Consider the following 20,772-nt stretch of genomic DNA (forward strand, 5'->3'; position numbering starts at 1 on the left):
GAGTGCTTCGGTAAGCGCTGACTCGCAGCGCTGGCCGAAACCCGCTTTTCGGCGGAGTCGGTGGTTACACTCGTTCCCTCAATCGGAGGTGTACAGGTGACCCAGTTCACGAAAAAACTTGCGGCGTTTGCCGTTTTGCTTGCGTCGTTCAGTTCGAACGCCGCGGTCGCTGCGCCATCAGCGCAAGACTTAACTCACTGCAAAACGATGTCTGAAATTGCGAATGCCGTGATGGCCGCGCGTCAGGCAGGCGTGCGAATGTCGGCGGCTATGGAGTCGGCATCCAGGGCTGACGACTATTGGTCTGCAATCTCCTCCACGCTTATCGAAGAGGCATATAAGGAACCTATTCGCGCGGACGAAACTGCAAAGGCCGCGGTTGCGGGGGAATTCGAGGACACGATCTATGCGTCGTGCTTACGGACACGAAACAAGAGTTGAAATACAGAGTGCATGGGATATCGTCGCCTCCCATGCGCGGGCAGTGGCGTGGCGCCTATTCATTCAGACGCCCTCAGGGGTCGGCCAAGCGCCGGTTGCCCTGTTTCGCCCGTCCTCCCTCGCGGGGGCGGGCGGCCTCGATTGTTAAAGAGCGGTTCTCGCCTTCCCCATTCCGACTTTGTGGCGGTGACGTCTCCCGCTTAAGGCGATGCCCTGATTGCTGGCTGCGGGTCCGTGGGGTCTTTGGCGCAACAACAGCTGCGTTAAGACGGATATTAGTAAACACTAAACTTATCGTCAAGTAAAAACTAAACTCGCCCAAAAGCGGGGCAAAAAAAAAGCCACCCGAAGGTGGCTGTGCTGTTGCGCTGCTGTTTGCTATGAGCGGGTCCATTGCCCCGATTCGCCGTCCCCGATTCGGGTTCCGGCCCAAACAATCTGGCCGAGCACCCGGACGAGCGCGCCGTTCTCCAGAGGGATGTCCGGATATGCAGGGTTGAACGAGCGTGCCACCCATCGCTTAGTTAATCTGTCCTTCGTCACCGTCTTCACGATCATCTTGCCGTCGTAGTTGATGGCGTACACGCCTCCCGCCGCTACGTCCTGCAAGGTGAGGTTTTCGTTGGGCACGACTAGTAGGGCGGCACCGTCACGAATGATCGGCTCCATGCTGTCTCCCTTTGCATACACGACGCGGGCCTTCCCAGCGCTTGCGCCCACTGACCGCAAAAAGGACCGCCGGAACTGGACGGTCCCGGTTTCTTCCTCGACTAGGTTCTCGATTCCCTCACCAGCCGCCAGACGCACGTCGGCCATTTCCGCGACCTTCTCGAACTTATCGTTAGCCGCGGGAGGATCGCCAGGTGCAACGTTTGCGATGACCCCCGTCCGGGTGCTGATTCGGATCTTGTTCTCTTGCTCGGTCTGAAGCGTGGTTTTCCCACCTTCCCACGGCGCAGGCGGCAGCCCGCCGATGCGCATAGGGAAGGCATCGTCAGCTGCGTCCATGTCGACCAAACCGCTTCGCACGGGAGTTCGGCCGGTGGAGGCGGGAGGCGGGGCCACTGTGATCCCCAGTTTCATCTGGGCGATTGCGAGCGAGATAGCACCTTCCAGCGCGCTCAGCTGGCTCGCCGGCAAGGCCCGCACATCCTCTTCTTTGATAGTCAGAAAAGGCCACGGGGAGGGCGGTACTGCCTCCGGTGTCTGGGGTGCGTCGCCCGACGCAGCATCTAAGAATCCTTCGCCCATTCGGTAATCCCGCTCGAGCCTGCGTGCGGCGCGTTCCCCAATCGGGGCCGTGCCGGAGAGGACTTGCGAGAAATAGCTCTTCTCCTTGCTCGGAGTCCCATTCTGTTGGACCCAGGCACGGAGGTTCGCCCGTCGAATTTCTTGGATGGTCATGGCGAAAGTTTATAGGACACTAAATTAGTAAACACTTGACCTTACGGTTTAGTCCTCACTAAACTCGCCGCATGGACCTGAAGACCTACATAAACAGTAGCCCGCGCGGCACGGCGGCGAGTTTGGCCAAGGCGATTGGCGTCTCGCCCTCTTACTTATCCCAGATGGCATCCGGCTTCTCGCCTATATCAGCAGAGCGCTGCGTGGCGATTGAGCGGGAAACGTCGGGTGCCGTTCGGCGCAAGGACCTCATGCCGGATTGCTGGGACCGAATTTGGCCTGAACTCAAGGAGGTGTCGCATGTGTAGTGCTGACGCGGACCAAGCGCCTGAAGTAGCCGCCGCCCCCAATCCTACTGACAAGGTCCAGATCGGACCGCTTGACGTCTGAGTGTCGTTTTCCATGCAGCGCATCGTAGGGCCGCTGCTCAGCAATAGATACGTTCAGGAAATTCACATATGAACATCACCACTGCGGCCGATTTGACGGTGCATGACTACAAGGGCGGCAGCGAGGCGCTGGGGGCGGTTATCGGCATGTCGCCGGCCGTCCTGCGCAACAAGGTCAATCCCAACAACACCACGCATCACCTGACGCTGGCCGAGGCCGACCGCATTGTGCGAATGACAGGGGATGTGCGCATCCTGGCGGCCTTCGCACATGGCAACGGCTATCTGCTGGTCAAGGCGCCCGAGTCCTGCGGCGAGAGCGACATGTCCGTGCTCGAGCAGGTCGCGGCGCTGATGATCGCGCATGGCAAGTTCGGTCATGAGGTGTACGACGCCCTGGCTGATGGCGGCGTTGACCAGCAGGAAATGCAGCGCGTGAATGCTGCGGGCCGCGCCCTGATGGAAGCGGTCGCAGGCGTCGCGCGCCGCCTTAGCGGGATGGCCGAGCAATGATGCAGCGCGGAACATCCGGTGTACCCGTGCGGCCTCGTGTGCCGTCCACGGAGCGCAAGGGGGCGGCGCTGTCGCGCGCGGCTGCAATGATGTGCAACGGCGCGAAGTTCCAGCGGTGGGTTGTGTCCCGCATCGGCGCCGCCCCTGATGGCGTGTCGGCGAGCCAGCATGCGGCGCAGTACGTCCGCGACATCTGCGGGATCACCAGCCGCGCCCAGTTGGACCACAACGCCAAGGCGGCCAGCTTGTTTCATGAGGCGGTCCGCAAGCCGTTCGTGGAGTGGAGCGGCATCTATGGCTGACTGCCTGCATATGTTCCGGGGCTACCGCGTGCCGCCCGAAACGGTGGAGCAGGTCAAGCAGGCCATCATCGACACGCGCGGGCGGGTTGACCTTGAGGCTTTGCGCGGCATTGTGGCACCCGCGATGAAGGCCGTCGATCCTTGGTCCAGCACGACGCGGGCACAGGCGGCGGCTTGCGCGGTCGACTCGTTTCTTTTCGACGCCGCGCGGGCCGGCTTGGTGGAGCGCCACACGAACGGTTGGAAGTTCCCGGCCTGGTGGCGCGCCAAGAATCAGGCGGGGGCGGCATGTCGCTGACGCGAAAGACGCCGCTCCGGCAGAAGACGCCGTTGAAGCGTAGTGCGCCGATGATGCGCGCAACGCCTATGCCGCCACCACGTGCGGCCATGAAGGCGCGCAAAAAGGGCAAGAAGCCGCCCAAGACCGTCTACCGCAACCAGGCGCTGCTGGACCTTGCCGAAGGCGAGGAATGCTTGCTGCGCGTGCCGAGGTACTGCCAGGGCGGCACCGATACCACTGTGGCCTGCCATTCCAACCTGCTGCGCGACGGCAAGGGGAAGGGCATCAAGGCGCACGACTGGGCCATTGCGTTCGGCTGCGGGCCTTGCCACTGGTTCATAGACCAATCGCCAGCACCGCTGGAACAGAAGCTCACCTATTTCATCCCCGGCTTGCGCCTTACGCGCTTGCGAATCATCGCTATGGGCAAGTGGCCCGAAGAGGCGGAGCGCGGGTATCAACTTTTGTATGGAGGTGCGCAATGAGCGCAAAGGTATTCGGCGCTGTGTTCGAGCGCTACCGCAACGGAGGGGGCGAGCTGCTGCTTGCTCTTGCCCTGGCGGACCACGCGCACGATGACGGGACGCACATTTTTCCCTATGTGGAGACCTTGGCCGTCAAGACCCGCCAGTCCGTCCGCGCGGTGCAGTATCAACTGAAGAGCATGCGCGAAGCCGGCTGGCTGATTGCTGTGAACTCTGGGAACGGTGGGCGCAGCCAAGCTTCGGAGTATCGGATTTCGCCGGAGTGGCTTGCCGGGGGAGAAGCAATTCCGCCTGCAAAGAAAGACGAAAAAGGGGCAGACGAAAAAATTGCACCCTTTTCGGATGGCACGGCAAAGGGTGCAAACGGCAGCACAAAGGGTGCAACTGACGGCGCAAAGGGTGCAAACGACGACGCAAAAGGGTGCAGTGGGTTGCACCCGCATATAACCGTCAAGAACCAAAAGAAGAACCGTCAAGAACCGTCACCCGCGCGCAAGCGCTCGTCGGGATTCGATCCGATGCGTGTGGAGTTGCCCGCCTGGTTGGATGCGGAATTGTGGGAGCGCTGGGTGCGCCACCGCGTGCAGTTGCGCAAACCACTGACCGAGGAAGCTGCACGGCAGCAGGTCAAGGACCTGGCGACCTTTCGCCAGCAGGGGCACACGCCCGCCGCAGTTATCGAAAACGCCATCGGCAAAAGCTGGCAAGGCCTGTTCGCCCCGAGTGGCACCGCAGTTGGGGGCGCGCAGCGTCCCGGCAAGTTCAACCCGACCGACTACGTAAATCGCAATCGCACCCATGGAGGCCCCGACTATGACGACGGTCGCACAATCGACGAGTGAGCGAGCCGGCTGGGCCGTGCCGCTGGCGAAGCTGGAAGGCATTTCGCTGATCGACCACCTTTGGAATCGCTTGTCGGGCACGTACGGGGGGCGCTGGCTGAAGGACTTCCCGGACATGCAGAGCATCGAGAACTGGAAGGCGGCATGGGCCGAGGCGCTGGACGATGATCGCGTGACGCCGCAGGAAGTGGCCGAAGGGCTGCGCACCTGCCGCCGCATGTTCCCCGACTGGCCGCCCGCAGTGGGCGAGTTCATCCGGGCATGCCGTCCGGGTCTGATTCCTGAGAACGCCTTTCACGACGCCGTTGCAGGGATGACAGCACGCCGCCGTGGCGAAATGGGCCAATGGACCCATCCGGCGGTGTACTGGGCCGCTGTCCGTGTCGGGTCGCATGACCTGTTGAACTGCGGTTACTCGGTCATGCAGTCCCGGTGGGAGCGTTCGCTTTCGGAGGAACTGAGCCGAAGCGAATGGGCGGCCATCCCAGCGCCGGCCGTTGCGCTGCCTGCTCCGGGTGCCACGCAAGCCACGCCCGAAGAGGCAGCGAAGGCAATGAAGGCGATGGGCGCGGGCGCGATCCTGAACGACTCTGGCCGCGATCCGCACCGCTGGGCAAAGCGCATCCTGGCCGAAGCGCAGCGGAAGGGCGGGCGGGTGCCATCCCTGGCGGTGCTGGGCATGGCGCAGGCCGCATTAGGCGCGCCGATGGACGCCGGGGGCGGGGCATGAGTGCGATGCAACGGAACAAGGGCGCGGCCTTTGAGCGCAAGGTTGCCAACCTGCTGACCGACGCGACCGGCACGACCTGGCGCCGCCGCGTGCGAAACCAGGCTGGCGATAGTGACGTGGTGGCCGATGAGCCAGCATTCGCTGGGATCAGCGTCGAATGCAAGCACGCGAATGTCTTGTGTCTGCCCGCTTGGTGGCGCCAGGCCGTGGAGCAGGCGGGGGCGGGTGGTGTGCCGGTGCTGATCTACAGGCAGACGCGGGCGCGCGGCGAAACGGTGATGGTCGACGCGCACGACGTGAACCCCAAGATTTTTCCTGTCCGGGGGCGGCACACCGTCACCCTCGGGTGGGAAGCAGCAATGCAATGGATGCGGGAAATGCTGCCCGCGAAAGTGACCTATTCCCCGGGGATTATCTGATGACTACCTTGACTCCTTCTCGCGTCCCCTCAGTGCCGACCGTGGCGGCTAAGGCGGTGCCGCTCTTTTCCAGCGCGCATGCGGCGCTGATCTTCGCGTTGCACTACTCGATGCAGCAGTATGATCGGCCGCTCATGAATCGGATTGCGTCGGGCGAATTGACAGCAGGAATGTCCACCGGGGACGGGCCGGGGCTGTCCGGACTGGATGGGGCAGGGCAAGCGGGCATGATCCGTGCAGAACTGGCCCGGCTCAGTCCGATTGAGCAGGCGGTCCTGGTCGCTCACGCTGCGCCTTCACAGATTCCGTGCGCTTGTGGAATTGCGTGCTGCTCCGGCTTCAAGACCAATCCGGAATGGCAGGATGCGATGAGCACACTTACGACTGCGGCGGCGTCTGGGGCGCTGTCCGGCTGCGTGTCGAACGGCCGTCTCCGCTCGGCGCTCATCCAACGTTTGTTAGGTGCGAAGGTTACGCTGGCCGAGCTGGCTGAGCGGTTTGAGGTCGATGACAAAACCGCGGCCGCACATCATGCGAAGCTGAAGCGTTGGCTGTTCGGGGGCGCAGGCGAAAAAGCCGGGGGACTGCACCATCGGGCTTATTGCGCGCTGAGCGATCGGCTGAAGGCGTGCAAATGGATTGCGGAGGACGCGGACGCGTGAAAAAATTGACGAATGGGGTTTTTTGCCCCAAGATACGTCCCTGACGGATACGGTGTATTAGTCTGTCCAAATAAACCCGCCAAGCGCAAGCAGGCGGGTTTTTGCGTTTTTGGAGGCGTCACTGTCGAAGACACTGGTTGGTCTCGCGCATAAACTCCATATAAGCGCTGGCTCGCTTCTCATCGCTAATGCAAATATAAGTTTGGTTCAGCATCGCGCATGCCGCAGCCGTATCGGGTACCTTTTGGAATGTCGCTTTAAAAACTTGTGAGGCCTCGGCCTTGAAATTTGCAGACATTGGAAGTTGAGCAAACTTCGTCAGATCGACTCCTGCCTGGATAGCGAGCTGTCGATTGGTGTCGTATGACGCCGGAGGCGCAACACTGCAGGGGGGGGATTGACAGCCGCTTAACAACATTAGCAGAGCTACGGGAGCCATGCTGAATTGAGTTGCGCATCTCATATTAGCTCTCCTAGTTAGCGGGAGGTCAGCGACAAATTGATCGGTTCTTTAAAGCTCCATCAGCTCCGCGAACTTGCAATGGCACGCATGTATCACTGGGTGCAAGGGAAATAACCTTGCTTTCCGCAGAACGGTTACTGTTGTAGAAGACGACTACCCGCACCTGTTCGCGCGGTCCCCTGTTCTTCATTCCGTCGAGAAAGGTGTACGTGACGCGAAATCTATCAGTCGATCTCGGTCCGAGCACTTGCGCCACGGGTGTTTCCACGATCAATACCGGGTCGTCGGATGGATACCAAGCTTTCGCAGGGCTGCGCATTTGGGATTTTGCACCAGCCACGATCGCGCCTGTACTGTCTACGGTGACCGCATAAATTTCGGTTAACTCGACCACGGACGCTAGACCGCGCGAGCTCCTTAAATTCTCGTCGAACCAGACCTTGACTACAGAGATCTGCGCTGGCTTGTCACCCGAATTTCTGACAAATATATCGATCGCGATCGGCGGGTTTGATGTCAAGTTTCCGGGGGCGGGAATTTGCTGGACTACTGAGTCCACCACCAGCTTCGCCTCATCGGTCCGCTCGCAGGAATGGGTCTCCTTCAGGTAGGTTCTGAACTCGCTAATTTGGGCGTCTGAACGCCCTTGCTCGGACAAGCACGCTACTGTCCTAAGAAGCATTAAGCAGGAAGCGTCTTGATCCTTCACGGTCTGATAAGTCTCCTCGAATCGGTTGCGCCATTGGGCTTGGCTAAGATTCGCCGCCTTAACTACGCTTGCACTGAGCTCCGTTTGGACCGAGAGAAGGACGTTCTTGTCGGTAAGCGTTCTTTCTGGTGCAGCAATAGCGCAAGGGGTTCCGCTATTGGTTGTGGAACAGGCAACCAACATCAAGGCAGCGGCTGAGGAACATATGGACGTCCAGACTTTCAAGGCACCACCTCGCAATTTGTGGCGGGATTTTCGGGTTGTACCGCTGTGTTTATCTACTTCGCAATGGGTATTTTTCACCGGTGCTAAATGTTCTAGCTCTCGGATTGGACCCGGAACGGGACCCCGATCTCGAGGGTAAAACATCCAATAATGAAAGATGAAAATCAAAACACTTAAGCCGCGACTGCCAATTGCGGGCTCGCGGCTGGCAGTAGCTCCTCCGATCAGCGCGAAACGCATGACGGGCCGCAAGCTGCAAGACCGCCGGTTGCGTGTCTGGTCTGCCGATCCGCACTGCGCCCACTGCGGCGCGTTGACCGCATACCCCGAAGGGTTCGAGCTGGACCACAAGGTCAGTCTGCACGATGGGGGCGCGGACACCGATGAGAACTCGCAGGTGCTGTGCGTCTCGCGCGATGCGCACGGGCGCAAGGTGGGATGCCACGACGCTAAGACGCGGCAGGACATGGGATACAGGAGCCGCACGTAATGGCGCAAGTCACGGTCAAGCTTTCCCTGCGCGTCGCGTGGTGGGTCCGCTGGTACTTGGTCGGCATCGTCATCGCGGCACGGCTGACGGGCGCAACCCCGGACATGACGAAGGTGGAACGGTGGATCAGACGCGGCCTGTCCGTCCACGCCAGCAGGAAGGCGTAGGACGCCTCTGCATCGAGGCCGGGCCCGAGGCGCACCCGGTCCATCGTCGCGTCCAGTATGGCCTCTGCGTGGCTCCCTGGGGCATCGGCAGAGGGGCAGCGGCCGGTGGTCAGGCGGCAGGCAGGGGGGGCGGGTCGAAAGTCTAGGGCGGCTCGACACTGGAAACCACCTGTTCCCTCACGCACAGAAAATTTCCCCGTTTCGGAAAATTGTTAACCTAATCTTGTTAACCAAAACCTATGGCATTAACCGACAAAAAGCGCCGATTCGTCGATGCGCTGCTGTCGGGTCTAACCGGTGCGAAAGCCGCTATCCATGCGGGTTACAGCGAAAACGGGGCGGCCCAAGCAGCCGCCCGACTGATGCGTGACAAGCATGTTCTGGCCGCCGTGGGGCGCATTGCCGAGGTTAACAAATCAGTTAACAAAAATCGGATTAACAAAAAGGCCGAATCACCGAATCCCAAGGAGACGGATTCTCCGGCAAGCGGACCGCAAGCCACAGCTGCCGACACAGATCTCATCGACGGAATCGGCCTGAAAGCTCTCGGGCTTACCTCAGATCCGCGGGCTGTTCTCGTGGCGATCATGAACGACGCGGGGGAAGAACCGAAACTTCGGCTGGAGGCCGCGAAAGCGCTTATGCCGTTCACGCACGGGAAAATTGCGGAACAGGGCAAGAAGGGCGCGAAGCAGGAGGCGGCAAACAAGGCTGCTACCGGTGGGCGATTCGCGCCGCCACCGCCTCCCACGCATCTACGCGTTGTCGGGAAGGGGTAAACCATGGCCTGGACAACCGCGTGCCCTGATTGGGCGGAACGCCTGCGCACACGACAGTCGATCATTCCGCCGCCGATCTACCCCGACCAGGCCGAATATGCGCTTGGCATCTTCAAGCAGCTCAAGGTCGTAGATCTGGCGCAGGTCTACGACGAGGCCATCGGGGCGTACCGACACCAGACCTTCGGGGAGTGCTCCGAAGAATGGGTATTCGACTTTGTGCGGGCGATCTTCGGCGGATATGACGCCGCCACCGGCAAGCAACGGATCCGGGAATATGGCCTGTTGATCAGCAAGAAGAACACGAAATCGACTATTGCCGCCGGCATCATGCTGACGGCGGTAATCATCTGCTGGCGCCAGGAAGAGGAACACTTGATCCTGGCCCCGACCAAGGAAGTCGCAGACAACAGCTTCAAGCCAGCAGCCGCGATGATTCGGGCGGACGAGGAACTGTCCGACATGTTCCACGTTCAGGACCACATCCGCACCATCACTCACCGGACGACGCGCAATAGCCTCAAGGTGGTGGCCGCCGACACCGATACGGTATCGGGCAAGAAGTCCGGCCGCATCTTGGTCGATGAATTGTGGCTATTCGGCAAGCGCGCTAACGCGGTGGCGATGTTCCTGGAGGCGCTCGGCGGCCAAATATCGCGTGATGAAGGCTGGGTAATCTACCTGACCACACAGAGCGACGATCCGCCGGCGGGTGTCTTCAAAGAAAAGCTCGCCTACTGGCGCGACGTGCGAGACGGGCGGGTGGTCGATCCGAAGACGCTGGGCATCCTGTACGAGTTTCCGGAAGAAATGGTCGAGGCAAAAGCCTATCTCGACCCGGCCAACTTCTACGTCACCAATCCGAACCTCGGCCGCTCGGTCAGCGCCGAATGGTTGGGGGATCAGCTCAAGCTATTGCAGGCCAGAACGGACGGAGCATTCCAGCAGTTCCTGGCCAAGCACCTGAATGTCGAAATCGGGCTCAACCTTCGTTCCGACCGTTGGGCAGGTGCTGACCACTGGCAGGCTCAAGCCGACGCATCTCTACGCCGGTTGGAGGACTTCTTACGGCGGGTGGAAGTGGTGACCGGCGGCATCGACGGCGGCGGCCTGGACGATCTGTTGGGGCTGAGCCTGGTTGGCAGGGAAGTTGGGACCGGGCGGTGGCTCCACTGGGGGCGGGCCTGGGCGCACCCTTCTGTGCTGGAGCGTCGGAAAGAAATTGCGCCTCGCCTACGCGACTTTGAGCATGAAGGCGACCTAGTCATTGTCCAAAAGATTGGGGACGACGTAGCCGACCTAGCCCGAATTGTCCGGCGAGTTTTCGATGCGGGGTTGTTTCCTGAAAAGGAGGGCGTCGGCACTGACCCTAGCGGCATCACATTTGCCGAGGCATTTGTTGAGGCTGCAATCCCCGAGGAACTGCTTGTCGGCGTATCGCAGGGTTGGCGGCTTGGCGGCACGATCAAGACCGTCGAGAGAAAGCTCGCCGAGGGCACCTTTTTGCATGGGGGGCGGCCAATGATGGCGTGGTCGGTGGGCAATGCGCGCATCGAGCAGCGCGCGAATTCGATCCTCATCACCAAGCAGGCCAGCGGTTCCGCAAAGATTGACCCGCTCATGGCCCTCCTCGACGCAGCGCAACTCATGGCGCTCAACCCGTTGGCCGGGCCTAAGAAAATTCAACAGGGATTCGTGGTGATGTGATGGGACTACTTTCCAGATTTTTCGGCTCGGACGGCCAGCCGGCGCAGCCCACCAGCCGACAAGAGCCGGCAATTGGCAACCTGGCGGACGGTGAGACAGTCTCATCGTCTGATATCCGCATGTTCGAGATCTTCGGCGATCCACGGACCGCGGCGGGGGCGGTGGTCAATGAACAGACCGCTATGCGGGTGTCGGCGGTCTACGCCTGCGTGTCGCTGATCGCGGGGTCCATCGCCCAGTTGCCGCTTCCAGTATTTGAGCGGGTGGGGGGCGCCCGGCAGCAGGTGGATCACGCCTATTGGTGGGCGCTAAATGAGCAGTGCTGCCCAACTTGGGTGGCTTCTGCGGCGTGGGAGTTCCTGGTTACGCAGATGCTGTTGAGGGGCGATGGAATTGCATACATCGTTCGAAACCGCGCCGGCATGATGACCAACCTGATCCCATGGCCGCGATCCCGGGTGGATATCCGCGAACAGGAGCGCGATAGTGCGCGCGAGCTTCGGCGGCTGCAATACACGTTCTATGACGACAAGGGATTCTTCACTGTCGATCAGGACGACGTGATCCACATTCCGGGCTTCGGTTTCAACGGCATCAGTTCGATGTCGGTGATTCAGTGGGGGGCGCGCAACGGCATTGGCATCGCAATCCAGGGCGACGAGCATGCTGGGAAGTTCTTCAGCGAAGGCGGCAAGCCCGAGGTGGCGATCAAGGCGCCCGCCGCCATGTCTCCGGACATGCAAGAGGATTTTCGCGCCGCTTGGATTGCGAAGTATGGCGGCATTCAGGGTAACCGCCGCATTCCGCTGATTCTGACCGAAGGGTTGGATGTCAAGGAACTAACCATGTCGGCGGTGGACCAGCAATTGCTGGAATCCCGCCAATGGCAGGTGATCGACATTGCGCGAGCCTTCGGCGTGCCGCCGCACATGATTGGCGAGATGACGAAGTCCAGCAGTTGGGGCAGCGGTATCGAGCAGATGGGTATCGGCTTTGTGAAATACACGCTGGCTCCGCACTTGAAGCGGATCAAGGGCGAATTGAACCGAAAGCTGTTCCGCACCGCCCGATACTTCACCGAGCACAACACGGATGGGCTCATGGCGGGTGATTCCAAGGCGCAGGCCGAGTACTTCGCTAAGGCGCTGGGCGGCCCCGGCACGCAGGGCTGGATGAGCGTGGACGAAGTGCGCCGCGTTAAAAACCTCCAACCGTTGGGCGGCGATTTCGACCGGCCGACGCTGGCCGGCGCGCAAGCACAACGCGATACCCAGGACGATAACGAGCAAGACAGGGAAACCGAGAATGAAACTTCCGAAACTGCTTCAGCTGGCGCGTGATAACGCCGCCGGGTCGAAGCCGTTGCGCGCTGAGGCGGGCGACGGCGAGCACACGATCTACCTGCATGGCGTGATCGGCGGCTGGTGGGGAGATATCGACGCGACTGAGTTTGCCAAGGCGCTCGCGGGCGTCAAGGCTGACACTATCCATCTGCGTATCAACTCCCCGGGGGGCGATGTGTTCGACGCCCGAGCGATGATGACGGCCATCCGTCAGCATTCGGCGAAGGTGGTTGCCCATGTGGACGGCTTGGCCGCTTCCGCGGCGACCGACGTTTGCATGGCCTGCGACGAGGTAGAGATCTCGCAGGGGGCGTTCTTCATGATCCATAACGCATGGACGGTTGCCATCGGCAACAAGGCGGACATGCGGGAGACGGCCGACCTGCTGGAAAAAGTGGACGGTTCGATCACCGCCGACTACGTGGCTCGGTCCGGGCAGACGGTAGATCAAATCAAGACCTGGATGGATGCAGAGACCTGGTTCAGCGCCGACGAAGCGCTGGAGCATGGCTTCGTAGATCGCATTGTTGACGCCGCTGCGAAGAAGCCGACCACCTCTAATGCATGGAATCTGGCGGCTTACCAGAACGCGCCTAAGGCGCTGACCGAGCCGAAATCTCCCGTTGTGGATGATGCCGAGGTCAAAGCTCTGCGAAACGATCTTGAGCGGCGGTTTTCGCTGATCGAGGCCACCCCTGCCTAAGCGGCTCCCGCACGCAGGACAACCCACCGCCTTTAGGCGGTTTTTTTTCGACTGAAGGAACCTAGATTATGGCTTTCAATCTTCAAGCCGAGCGGGAGCGCCGCAACGCGCTGGCCAAGGAAACCCGCGCCCTGCTGGACAACAACCCCGGCGCCAACTGGAACGCCGAGCACCAAAAGAAATACGACGAAAACACGGCGGAAATCGAGCGAATCGATGCTGCCATCGCGCGCCATCAGAAGATGATGGACCTGACTGCAGACAATGATCTGCGCGACGCGGGCGTGCGTGAAGTCGAAGCCAGCGGCCGTGGCGCCGGTATGTCGTCGGAACTGCAACTGTTCGACCGCTGGGCCCGCCGCGGTGACAGCGCGTTGTCCGCCGAAGATTGGCGCCAGGTGCGCGGTGCCATGTCGGGCAATCCGGACGTCAATCCGGAGCAGGGCGGCTACACCGTCCCCACGACGCTCGCGACCCAAATTCTGGACGCGCTCAAGGAGTTTGGCGGCATGCGCCAAGTTGCGGACATCATTCGCACGTCCGGCGGCGAGCCCATGCAGTACCCCACTAGCGACGGCACCAACGAGGAAGGGGAGATCGTCGCCGAGAACCAGTCCGCATCCGACGAGGATGTGACCTTCGGCACCAAGGGCCTGCCGGTTTACAAATACAGCTCCAAGGTGGTGACGGTTCCCTGGGAACTGCTGCAAGACTCCTCCTCCGACATCGCCGGGTTCATCAACAAGCGGCTGAACACCCGCCTGGGCCGTGTCACGAATCGCCACTACACCGTCGGCAGTGGCGTCGGTCAGCCGATGGGTGCCGCGACGGCTGCGGCGGTGGGAAAGATCGGCGCTGTGTCGGCGATCCCCATCATCACCTACGACGACCTGGTCGACCTGGAGCACAGCGTGGACCCCGCATATCGGCTCAGCGCCAAGTGGATGTTCCACGATGACATGCTGAAGCTGGTTCGCAAGGTGAAAGACCAACAAGGGCGTCCGATCTTCGTGCCGGGATACGACCAGGGCAACCCCGGGGGTGCCCCGGACCGGCTGCTGAATCGTGCGATCCAGATCAACCAGCATTTGGCGGTGCCGGCTGCTGGCGCGAAGTCCATCCTGTTCGGCGACTTCAGCCTGTACAAGATTCGCGACGTGATGGCTATCACGCTGTTCCGCTTCAATGATTCTGCGTACGTCAAGAAGGGCCAAGTGGGCTTCCTGGCATGGATGCGGTCGGGCGGGAACTTGGTCGACGTCGGGGGCGCCGTGAAGGCGTTCCAGCAAGGCGCGGCCGCCTAAACCGCCTCCGGGTGATCGCAGGCCAGCGGGATTCGCCCGCTGGCCTTCTCGTTCAAGGAAAAATCATGGCACGAAAAACGACAGCCCAGGCCGCGCGGAGTGCGGGCCCCCAAGTCACGCCCGCTCTGCCGGACCAGGCGGGCGCACCCGCTGCTGCCACCGGTGAAGTCGGCACGACCGCCCCGGCGACGACAACGCTGGGCGCGGCTGATCCGCAGGCCACTCAATCAGCCGCGCCAAGTGGTGAACCCCAAATCCCTGCGTCTCAGCCAAACCAGGCAGGCGCAGCGGACGCGGCGGCTGGTGAGGTGGGCACGACGGCGCCAGTGGCGACAACGCCGGGCGCGGCCAATTTGTCGCCACTGGCGCACGAACAGGGCACTCGCCAATGGGTGAGGGCTCTGGTGCTGCACGACAGCATCTATGGCAAGTGCGGCGAAGTACGCGAGTTCGCCACTGAACATGTTCCGGCTCTGAAGGGGGCCGGATACATCGACCCCCACCCGAAAGCGGTGGAATCGGCTGGAGGCTGACGATGCTGCGCCTGATCACTGCCGCGACTGCCGAGCCCGTGAGCGTGGAGCAGGCGAAGCGGCTTTTGCACATTGACCACGACGCGCTGGACGAGGCCATTCCCGGCGTCATTACGGCGGCGCGCGAGCTGGTCGAGCGCCGGACGAGTTTCGCACTGGCCGAGGCATCGTACGAGTGGACGCCGGTCGGCGGCCGGGAATCGCCCTTGCCCATCTGGCCCGGTGAAACCTCCAGTGAGCCGGGCGCGTACCCGGTGCTGTTCACGACCAAACCCGGTCCTGTCCCGGAGCCGTTGAAGCTCGCGATTGTCATGCTGGTTGGAGACATGCTGGAACACCCCGAAGCAGCGGGCGAAAAGGTTCTTCACGAGAACCCGGGATTTGCGCGCCTGGTCTTCCCCTATACCCGGGTGCTGCCATGACCGCCCGCGCGCGAAATCGCCGCATCCTGGTTCAGCGACGCTCTGGCTCAGTGGATGATGCAGGTCAACCACTGGACGAATGGGTCGATGTCGGCCCCCTTTGGGCGGGCATTGCGAACGAGACGGGCTTGGGTGCGATCCGGTCAAGCCTCCAGGGCAATGTGTCCTCCTCCATTGCGCGCTACAGCCTAGAGGTAAGTTTCGAGGCGGCCAGGGCCCTGGGCATCATTGAGGGAATGCGGGTGCTGCACGACGGCGATGTTTTCGAGGTCAAGGGGATTACACGCGACTTCAGAGACCGCAGGAAGGCGTTCGTAATCTGCCAGCAGGGAGGCAGCGATGGCTAAGGGGCTACAGGCGACGTTTGATACGTCCGGGTGGCCTGCGGGTTTGGATCGGCTGTTGGGGCCCGCACGGGTCAGCCTGGCGCGCTCGATGGCCGTTGCTGGCGGCGAGGTGCTGCGGGATGAGGCCAAGGCGCGGGTGAACACGCACAACGGCGTCCTAGGTGCCGCCATCTACCTTGCCTTCCGGGAGCGGCACTCAACAGAGCAGGAAGTGCAGTACGCCGTCACCTGGAACAAGCGTAAGGCGCCACACGGCCACCTGGTGGAGTTCGGGCATTGGCAGATCTATGCCGTGATCCGCAAGCCGGACGGCAGCTATGTCACGGACAAGCGTCGCAGGCTGGCAAGGCCAAGGTGGGTGCCCGCTTATCCGTTCCTGCGACCGGCGTATGAAGCCGCCTCGGAACGTGCTCAAGCGGCAATGATTCAGCGCGGACGGCAGCGCCTGCCTGAGCTTCTGACCGGGCAGGAGGTGAACGATGACCCTTGAGTCCAAGTTGAAATCGCTTCTGGGTCCGCTGGTCGGCGGACGCGCGTATCCGGACGTCACACCGGACAAGCCGGAGTTCCCGCTGATCGTTTACCAGGGCGCGGGCGGGCAAGAGCGCTGGTACGTCGAGGGCAAGCGCCGCGAGAAGAGGAACCAGCGCTTGCAGGTGTTTGTCTGGGCCGCCACGCGGGCGCAGGCAAGTGACATTGCTGACCAGATCGGCACCGCCTTGTGCGAAAGCGACTTTCCTGCTGTTGAGCCGTACGGCTCGCCCACCAGCCTCTACGAAGAGGCAATCAAGAAGTACGGCACCCGCCAGGACTTCGGTATCTGGTTCCTTCCTTCCTGAATTTTCCCTGCTTCTACATCGAACCCGGCCTCGCGCCGGGTTTTTCCATTGAGGAACAAAAATGGCTTCCATCTTCATCAACGGGTCGCAGTTCCGGGTTTCGAAAACGATTGCCCTGGCTGTGGCGATTTCTTCGATTGCGAACGGCGTCGATCCGCTCGCGTCTACCGTCACCCCGCCGGAGGACGGCGACATTCTGGTCATCGACTCCGGCTGGGCCGCCTTGACCGAGGCTGTTTACCGCGCCACTGGCGCCACCGCGGACGGCTTCAAGCTGGAGGGCGCGGACACAACGGACCTGCGGTTGCACCCCGCAGGCAGCGGGGCGGGCTCTTACCAGCCGGTCACCGATTGGTTCAGCCTGGATCAGATCACGGACGTGCAGATCACCGGTGGTGAGCAGCAATACCACCAGTTCCAGTACGTCGAGGACCCGAGCGCAAAGCAACGGCAGAAGCCGACGGTCAAGAGCCCGACGGTGCTTACCTACACGCTCGACTACGACCTCAACAAGGCGTGGTATGCGGCGCTGGTCAAGGCGGACCGCCTGCGTATCCCAGTCGTCCTGGAAACGAAGTATCCGGATGGCGCTATCACGTACTACTACGGCTATCCGTCCTTCAACAAAAATCCGACCGGCGGCCAGAACGTGAACCTGCAAAACACGTTCACGCTGTCGCTTATCGCGGATCCGGTCACCTACGAGAGCGCGTAATGACGTTTCAGATCAAAGCCAACCCTACCATTCCGGCGACGATCACCATCGTCGGCCAGGGCCGTGAGCAGGCTCTGAACGTGGTTTATCGCCACATGACCGGCTCGGAGTACGAAGCGCTGATGAAGCAGCTCCATGAAGGTGAAATCACCATCGCCGACCTGCTGGTGGCACTGCTCGATTCCTGGGATGCGGATCAGCCCGTCGGCAAGGAAGCAATTGAGCTTTTGCGTGAGCACCAGCCGGGTGCGGATCTGGCTATCGCCAGCGCATACAACGAAGCAATCAACGTCGAACGAAAAAAAGCCTGACGCGGGCGGTGGCGGCCTTCCTTTGGGAGCCGCCATCGGCCGCGACATTGGCAAAGGCGGGGTTGAAGCTTCGGTACTTCGCCCGGCCCTCGGTCGAGCTTTGGGCCGAGCATGTGCCTGCGTTCAGCCTGTTCACCCGGAACTACACGCAGTGGCGTGTAGGGGCTGGAGGGCCGATAGGTCTGGATTACGGGGTGCTGTACCTCGACCTGGACCGTCGAGAAACTCCGAGGGCGGAGCAGCAGGAAATCATGGCCGTTCTCCGGATCATCGAGCGGGCTGCCCTGGAAATATTCCATAAGAGTTGAAAATGGCACAGGAAAGCATTGGCACCGCGCGGCTAGATATCGTCGTCGATACCTCGCAGTTTGACGCCGCGATTGCTTCGGCCAAGCGCGGAACGAGCGACATGTCTCAGTCTGCGCAGGCGGACTACACGAAGCTGGCAGCTGCTGAGCGTCGACGTGTTGATGCACTGGTGAGGCAGGCCGACACCATTGGCATGACTCGAAAGGAGCAGATCCTTTACAACGCTTCCCTGCGCGGAGTGCCAACGTCGATCCTGGATGAACTGAAGACGAAGCTTTCTGCAACGGGCTCCGCGGCGGCTGGCGCCACCAAGCAGATGAATCAGTACGGGGTGAGCGCCGCACAGCAGGCAGCGGCGCTTCGCGGCGTGCCGGCGCAGCTCACGGACATCGTGGTTTCGTTGCAGGGCGGCCAGCAGCCCCTTACGGTGTTGCTGCAACAGGGCGGCCAGTTGAAGGATATGTTCGGCGGCATCGTGCCGGCGGCGCGTGCCCTGGGTTCCACGATCATGGGTCTGGTGAACCCATGGACAGTCGCCGCCGCGGCGGTCGCCGTCTTTTCAACCGCTCTCGCTTCGGGCAAGGGCGAGCAGCAAGAATTCACCGACACTCTCATTCTGAGCGGCAACGCTGCCGGGCAGACTGCCGCCGGTATGTCTAACCTGGCCACGCGCATCGCGGACGTGGCGGGGTCTCGCGGGAAGGCCGTCGATGCGCTCAACCTGATCGCAGCTTCGGGCAAGATTGCCGGGCAGAACTTCGCAGTGGTCGGAGAAGCGGCGGTTGAGATGAACCGCGTCACCGGGAAGGCCATTTCCGACACGGTGCAGGAGTTCGAAACGCTGCGCGGTAAGCCGGCGGAGGCCATCGCCGCGCTGAACGAGCAGCAGCATTTCCTGACGCTGGAGACCTATCAGCAGATCGCAAGCCTGGAGCGGCAGGGGCGCAGCCAGGAAGCAGCGGCGCTGGCGCAGCGCACCTATGCGGACGCTGTGAAGCAGCAAGCCGCGGAAGTGCGCGAGAACCTGGGGACGCTGGAGACGGCTTGGGATGCGGTCAAGCAAGGCGCCAGCAGCGCCTGGGAGGCGATGAAAAGCCTGGGCCGTGCTCCCAGCTTCGACGACCTCACCAGCAAGCTGCGCGCCGTCAATGCCGAACTGGTCCAGATGCGCGCTAACGCGACTCCGCAGACGGACGAATCGCAGGCGTTCTTCGGGGACGGCGGTCGCGGTGCGCGCCGGCGCGCCCGGCCGCTGGAGCAGGAGAGCCGCCGACTGACAGCTGAAACAGCAATGCTTCAGCAGCAGGCCGATGAAGCGGCGATCGTGGGCCTGCAGAAGCGCCAGGAAGCCGAGAAGATCGCCGCCGCGGCCCGACTGTCTGCTCTCGCGAAGGAAACCGAGACCAATCGGCAGAAGCGCGAGCGTGAGATTGCACAGGTCAAGAAGGACGCCGATATCACCGGGGCGTCCCTTGAGACACAGAAAAAGCTGATCGACCAGATCAACGACAAGTACAAGGACCCGGCAGTCAAGGCGTACACGGAGGACGCCGCGACCAAGCTCCTGCAGCAGTACCGCGAGGCTGAAGCCTCCTTGCTTGCCCAGATCACCAGCGAGGGAAAGCTGGCCACCTGGGGGCAGAAGCGTGCCGAGTTCGAGCAGCAGATTGCCGACCTGAAGGACAAGAAAGTTCTGACGGCGGATCAGAAGAGCCTACTCGCCCAGGAGGACTTGCTGCGTCGCCAGCTCGATCTGAACGTGGCAGCTGAGAAGGAGCTACGGACCAAACAGGAAACTGCCAAGGTCGAAGCGCTACGCGCCAGTCTGGCTGGATCGCGTGATCTGGAGCAACAGCAGTACGACGATCAGGTGGCGGGCCTGGGCCGAGGAAATCGCGCGCAGGAGGAGCTGCGGGCCCGTCAAGGGATTCTGCGGGATTACCAACGTCAGAAAGCGCAGTTTGACCGCTCGATGGCCTCGGGCCAAATCTCGCAGGAGACATATCAAAGCGAAACCGCGCTCTTGCAGGAGCATCTGCAGCTCCGCCTGGAGATGCAGCAAAAGTACTTCGACCAGGTCCGGGAAGCCCAGGGCGATTGGAGAAACGGCGCTACCTCAGCCTTGGAAAACTATCTTGACTCAGCTTCCGACATTGCAGGGCAGACCAACGCGCTGTTCTCCAACGCCTTTCAGGGTATGGAAGACGCGATCGTCCGCTTCGCGACGACCGGAAAGCTGTCGTTCAAGGACTTTGCGACTTCCATAATTTCGGACCTTGCGAGAATCGCTGCGCGGCAAGCCATAGTCGGGATGCTTAGCCGGCTGGTCGGTGGCCTAGGCGGCGCTTCTGCGGGTATTGGCGGGGCCACCGCCGCGGACGTGGCAGGAGCTGGGGATGGACTCATGTTTCTTTCCGGCGGGGGATACACCGGGGATGCGCCTCGAAACAAGATCACTGGCCTGGTTCACGGCCAAGAGTACGTGCTGAACGCGGCGGCGACATCCCGCATTGGACGGCAAGCGTTGGATGCAATGAACGCTGGCGCACCGATCGCCCTGGGCGGACTTGACGCAGGCTTCACCAAGCCCTTGATGAGTTCGGTTTCGTCAGCGGTTCCGCAGCAAATGCCAAGAATCACGATCCATAACAACGGCACACCGCAGGAGTACCGCGCCGAGCAGTTGACCCGAGACGATGTTGTCTTGATTGCGCGAGACCAGGTCTTTTCGCAAGGCCCCCAAATGATGGAATCGCAATTGGGCCGGCCTAACTCTCGGGGGGCGCGCGCTATGAGTAAGAACTTCAAAACAGAGCGAAAGCGATGAGCGACTTCCCTGTAATGCCATTTCGCCCGGTGCGGGCCGGGTACGCGCCAGCGCTCGGAGATGGGTCTCAGCGCATTGGCTTAGAAGGCGGGAGCGGCCGATATCGAGCTGG

Annotated in this window: 28 protein-coding genes; 26 read left to right on the forward strand and 2 right to left on the reverse strand. The window is 61.6% G+C overall.

What is annotated here, in order from left to right; translation table 11 throughout:
• Positions 1-96: 96 nt before the first annotated feature.
• Positions 97-441: a hypothetical protein gene (locus tag HV681_RS06535; RefSeq protein ID WP_175122308.1), complete on the forward strand. Its 345-nt coding sequence runs from the start codon at positions 97-99 to the stop codon at positions 439-441.
• A 378-nt stretch (positions 442-819) separates the two neighbouring features.
• Here the strand turns inward: HV681_RS06535 and HV681_RS06540 are convergent, their stop codons facing one another.
• On the reverse strand, positions 820-1,845 hold the full coding sequence (locus HV681_RS06540) for a S24 family peptidase (RefSeq protein WP_217467830.1): 1,026 nt from the start codon (positions 1,843-1,845) through the stop codon (positions 820-822).
• A gap of 71 nt (positions 1,846-1,916) precedes the next feature.
• On the opposite strand from HV681_RS06540, the gene HV681_RS28015 reads away from it, so the two are divergent.
• From HV681_RS28015 to HV681_RS06585, 9 genes are all read left to right on the forward strand, one after another.
• A complete protein-coding gene (locus tag HV681_RS28015) occupies positions 1,917-2,153 on the forward strand; it encodes a transcriptional regulator (protein WP_175122309.1) in 237 nt (78 codons plus the stop codon).
• Positions 2,154-2,303: 150 nt separating this feature from the next.
• Entirely contained in the window at positions 2,304-2,747 is a 444-nt protein-coding gene (locus HV681_RS06550) for a phage regulatory CII family protein (protein ID WP_175122310.1), read from the forward strand.
• 26 nt (positions 2,748-2,773) lie between these two features.
• Positions 2,774-3,049 (forward strand): hypothetical protein, encoded by a 276-nt coding sequence (locus HV681_RS06555; protein WP_175122311.1) that lies wholly within the window; start codon positions 2,774-2,776, stop codon positions 3,047-3,049.
• Positions 3,042-3,347, forward strand: coding sequence for a hypothetical protein (locus HV681_RS06560; protein ID WP_175122312.1), 306 nt, complete (start codon positions 3,042-3,044; stop codon positions 3,345-3,347). The genes HV681_RS06555 and HV681_RS06560 overlap by 8 nt, the downstream gene beginning before the upstream one ends.
• Positions 3,338-3,814 (forward strand): nuclease domain-containing protein, encoded by a 477-nt coding sequence (locus HV681_RS06565; RefSeq protein WP_175122313.1) that lies wholly within the window; start codon positions 3,338-3,340, stop codon positions 3,812-3,814. Before HV681_RS06560 ends, HV681_RS06565 begins: the two co-directional genes overlap by 10 nt.
• On the forward strand, positions 3,811-4,656 hold the full coding sequence (locus HV681_RS27820; RefSeq protein ID WP_254594900.1) for a phage replication initiator YdaU family protein: 846 nt from the start codon (positions 3,811-3,813) through the stop codon (positions 4,654-4,656). The genes HV681_RS06565 and HV681_RS27820 overlap by 4 nt, the downstream gene beginning before the upstream one ends.
• Positions 4,628-5,386 carry a replication protein P gene (locus HV681_RS06575; protein WP_175122314.1) on the forward strand — a complete coding sequence of 253 codons (759 nt, stop codon included), beginning with the start codon at positions 4,628-4,630 and terminating at the stop codon, positions 5,384-5,386. Before HV681_RS27820 ends, HV681_RS06575 begins: the two co-directional genes overlap by 29 nt.
• Complete coding sequence (locus HV681_RS06580; RefSeq protein ID WP_254594901.1) at positions 5,383-5,805, forward strand: putative PDDEXK endonuclease; 423 nt, start codon at positions 5,383-5,385, stop codon at positions 5,803-5,805. The genes HV681_RS06575 and HV681_RS06580 overlap by 4 nt, the downstream gene beginning before the upstream one ends.
• Positions 5,805-6,467, forward strand: coding sequence for a hypothetical protein (locus HV681_RS06585; RefSeq protein WP_175122315.1), 663 nt, complete (start codon positions 5,805-5,807; stop codon positions 6,465-6,467). The genes HV681_RS06580 and HV681_RS06585 overlap by 1 nt, the downstream gene beginning before the upstream one ends.
• Before the next feature lie 488 nt (positions 6,468-6,955).
• Here HV681_RS06585 and HV681_RS06590 read toward each other — a convergent pair whose 3' ends face one another.
• A complete protein-coding gene (locus HV681_RS06590) occupies positions 6,956-8,104 on the reverse strand; it encodes a hypothetical protein (protein WP_175122020.1) in 1,149 nt (382 codons plus the stop codon).
• Here HV681_RS06590 and HV681_RS06595 point away from each other — a divergent pair.
• From HV681_RS06595 to HV681_RS06670, 16 genes are all read left to right on the forward strand, one after another.
• The gene (locus HV681_RS06595; RefSeq protein WP_254594902.1) at positions 8,103-8,354 is read left to right on the forward strand and encodes an HNH endonuclease signature motif containing protein; all 252 of its coding nucleotides are present in this window, start codon (positions 8,103-8,105) and stop codon (positions 8,352-8,354) included. The two genes, HV681_RS06590 and HV681_RS06595, sit on opposite strands and share 2 nt — an antisense overlap.
• Positions 8,354-8,521 (forward strand): hypothetical protein, encoded by a 168-nt coding sequence (locus tag HV681_RS06600; protein WP_175122317.1) that lies wholly within the window; start codon positions 8,354-8,356, stop codon positions 8,519-8,521. Before HV681_RS06595 ends, HV681_RS06600 begins: the two co-directional genes overlap by 1 nt.
• Positions 8,522-8,760: 239 nt before the next feature.
• On the forward strand, positions 8,761-9,300 hold the full coding sequence (locus HV681_RS06605) for a terminase small subunit (protein WP_175122318.1): 540 nt from the start codon (positions 8,761-8,763) through the stop codon (positions 9,298-9,300).
• 3 nt (positions 9,301-9,303) lie between these two features.
• Positions 9,304-11,007, forward strand: a complete 1,704-nt coding sequence (locus HV681_RS06610; RefSeq protein ID WP_175122319.1) for a terminase large subunit — start codon at positions 9,304-9,306, stop codon at positions 11,005-11,007.
• Between the two features lie 119 nt (positions 11,008-11,126).
• Complete coding sequence (locus tag HV681_RS06615) at positions 11,127-12,347, forward strand: phage portal protein (protein WP_254594903.1); 1,221 nt, start codon at positions 11,127-11,129, stop codon at positions 12,345-12,347.
• Entirely contained in the window at positions 12,313-13,053 is a 741-nt protein-coding gene (locus tag HV681_RS06620) for a head maturation protease, ClpP-related (protein ID WP_175122321.1), read from the forward strand. Before HV681_RS06615 ends, HV681_RS06620 begins: the two co-directional genes overlap by 35 nt.
• A 68-nt stretch (positions 13,054-13,121) precedes the next feature.
• A complete protein-coding gene (locus tag HV681_RS06625) occupies positions 13,122-14,357 on the forward strand; it encodes a phage major capsid protein (protein ID WP_175122322.1) in 1,236 nt (411 codons plus the stop codon).
• 65 nt (positions 14,358-14,422) lie between these two features.
• Positions 14,423-14,890 carry a hypothetical protein gene (locus HV681_RS06630; protein WP_175122323.1) on the forward strand — a complete coding sequence of 156 codons (468 nt, stop codon included), beginning with the start codon at positions 14,423-14,425 and terminating at the stop codon, positions 14,888-14,890.
• A gap of 2 nt (positions 14,891-14,892) precedes the next feature.
• Complete coding sequence (locus HV681_RS06635) at positions 14,893-15,312, forward strand: head-tail connector protein (RefSeq protein WP_175122324.1); 420 nt, start codon at positions 14,893-14,895, stop codon at positions 15,310-15,312.
• The gene (locus HV681_RS06640; RefSeq protein ID WP_175122325.1) at positions 15,309-15,659 is read left to right on the forward strand and encodes a head-tail adaptor protein; all 351 of its coding nucleotides are present in this window, start codon (positions 15,309-15,311) and stop codon (positions 15,657-15,659) included. The genes HV681_RS06635 and HV681_RS06640 overlap by 4 nt, the downstream gene beginning before the upstream one ends.
• On the forward strand, positions 15,652-16,149 hold the full coding sequence (locus HV681_RS06645) for an HK97 gp10 family phage protein (protein WP_175122326.1): 498 nt from the start codon (positions 15,652-15,654) through the stop codon (positions 16,147-16,149). The genes HV681_RS06640 and HV681_RS06645 overlap by 8 nt, the downstream gene beginning before the upstream one ends.
• Positions 16,139-16,498, forward strand: coding sequence for a DUF3168 domain-containing protein (locus HV681_RS06650; RefSeq protein ID WP_175122327.1), 360 nt, complete (start codon positions 16,139-16,141; stop codon positions 16,496-16,498). The genes HV681_RS06645 and HV681_RS06650 overlap by 11 nt, the downstream gene beginning before the upstream one ends.
• Before the next feature lie 61 nt (positions 16,499-16,559).
• A complete protein-coding gene (locus tag HV681_RS06655) occupies positions 16,560-17,213 on the forward strand; it encodes a phage tail protein (protein ID WP_175122328.1) in 654 nt (217 codons plus the stop codon).
• Positions 17,213-17,524: a phage tail assembly chaperone gene (locus tag HV681_RS06660; RefSeq protein WP_175122329.1), complete on the forward strand. Its 312-nt coding sequence runs from the start codon at positions 17,213-17,215 to the stop codon at positions 17,522-17,524. The genes HV681_RS06655 and HV681_RS06660 overlap by 1 nt, the downstream gene beginning before the upstream one ends.
• 8 nt (positions 17,525-17,532) lie before the next feature.
• Entirely contained in the window at positions 17,533-17,832 is a 300-nt protein-coding gene (locus HV681_RS06665; protein WP_175122330.1) for a DUF1799 domain-containing protein, read from the forward strand.
• A gap of 2 nt (positions 17,833-17,834) precedes the next feature.
• The gene (locus tag HV681_RS06670; protein ID WP_175122331.1) at positions 17,835-20,660 is read left to right on the forward strand and encodes a phage tail tape measure protein; all 2,826 of its coding nucleotides are present in this window, start codon (positions 17,835-17,837) and stop codon (positions 20,658-20,660) included.
• Positions 20,661-20,772 lie beyond the last annotated feature (112 nt).

It is taken from the genome of Achromobacter animicus (assembly GCF_902859585.1).
In the GTDB taxonomy this organism is placed as follows: Bacteria; Pseudomonadota; Gammaproteobacteria; order Burkholderiales; family Burkholderiaceae_B; genus Achromobacter; species Achromobacter animicus.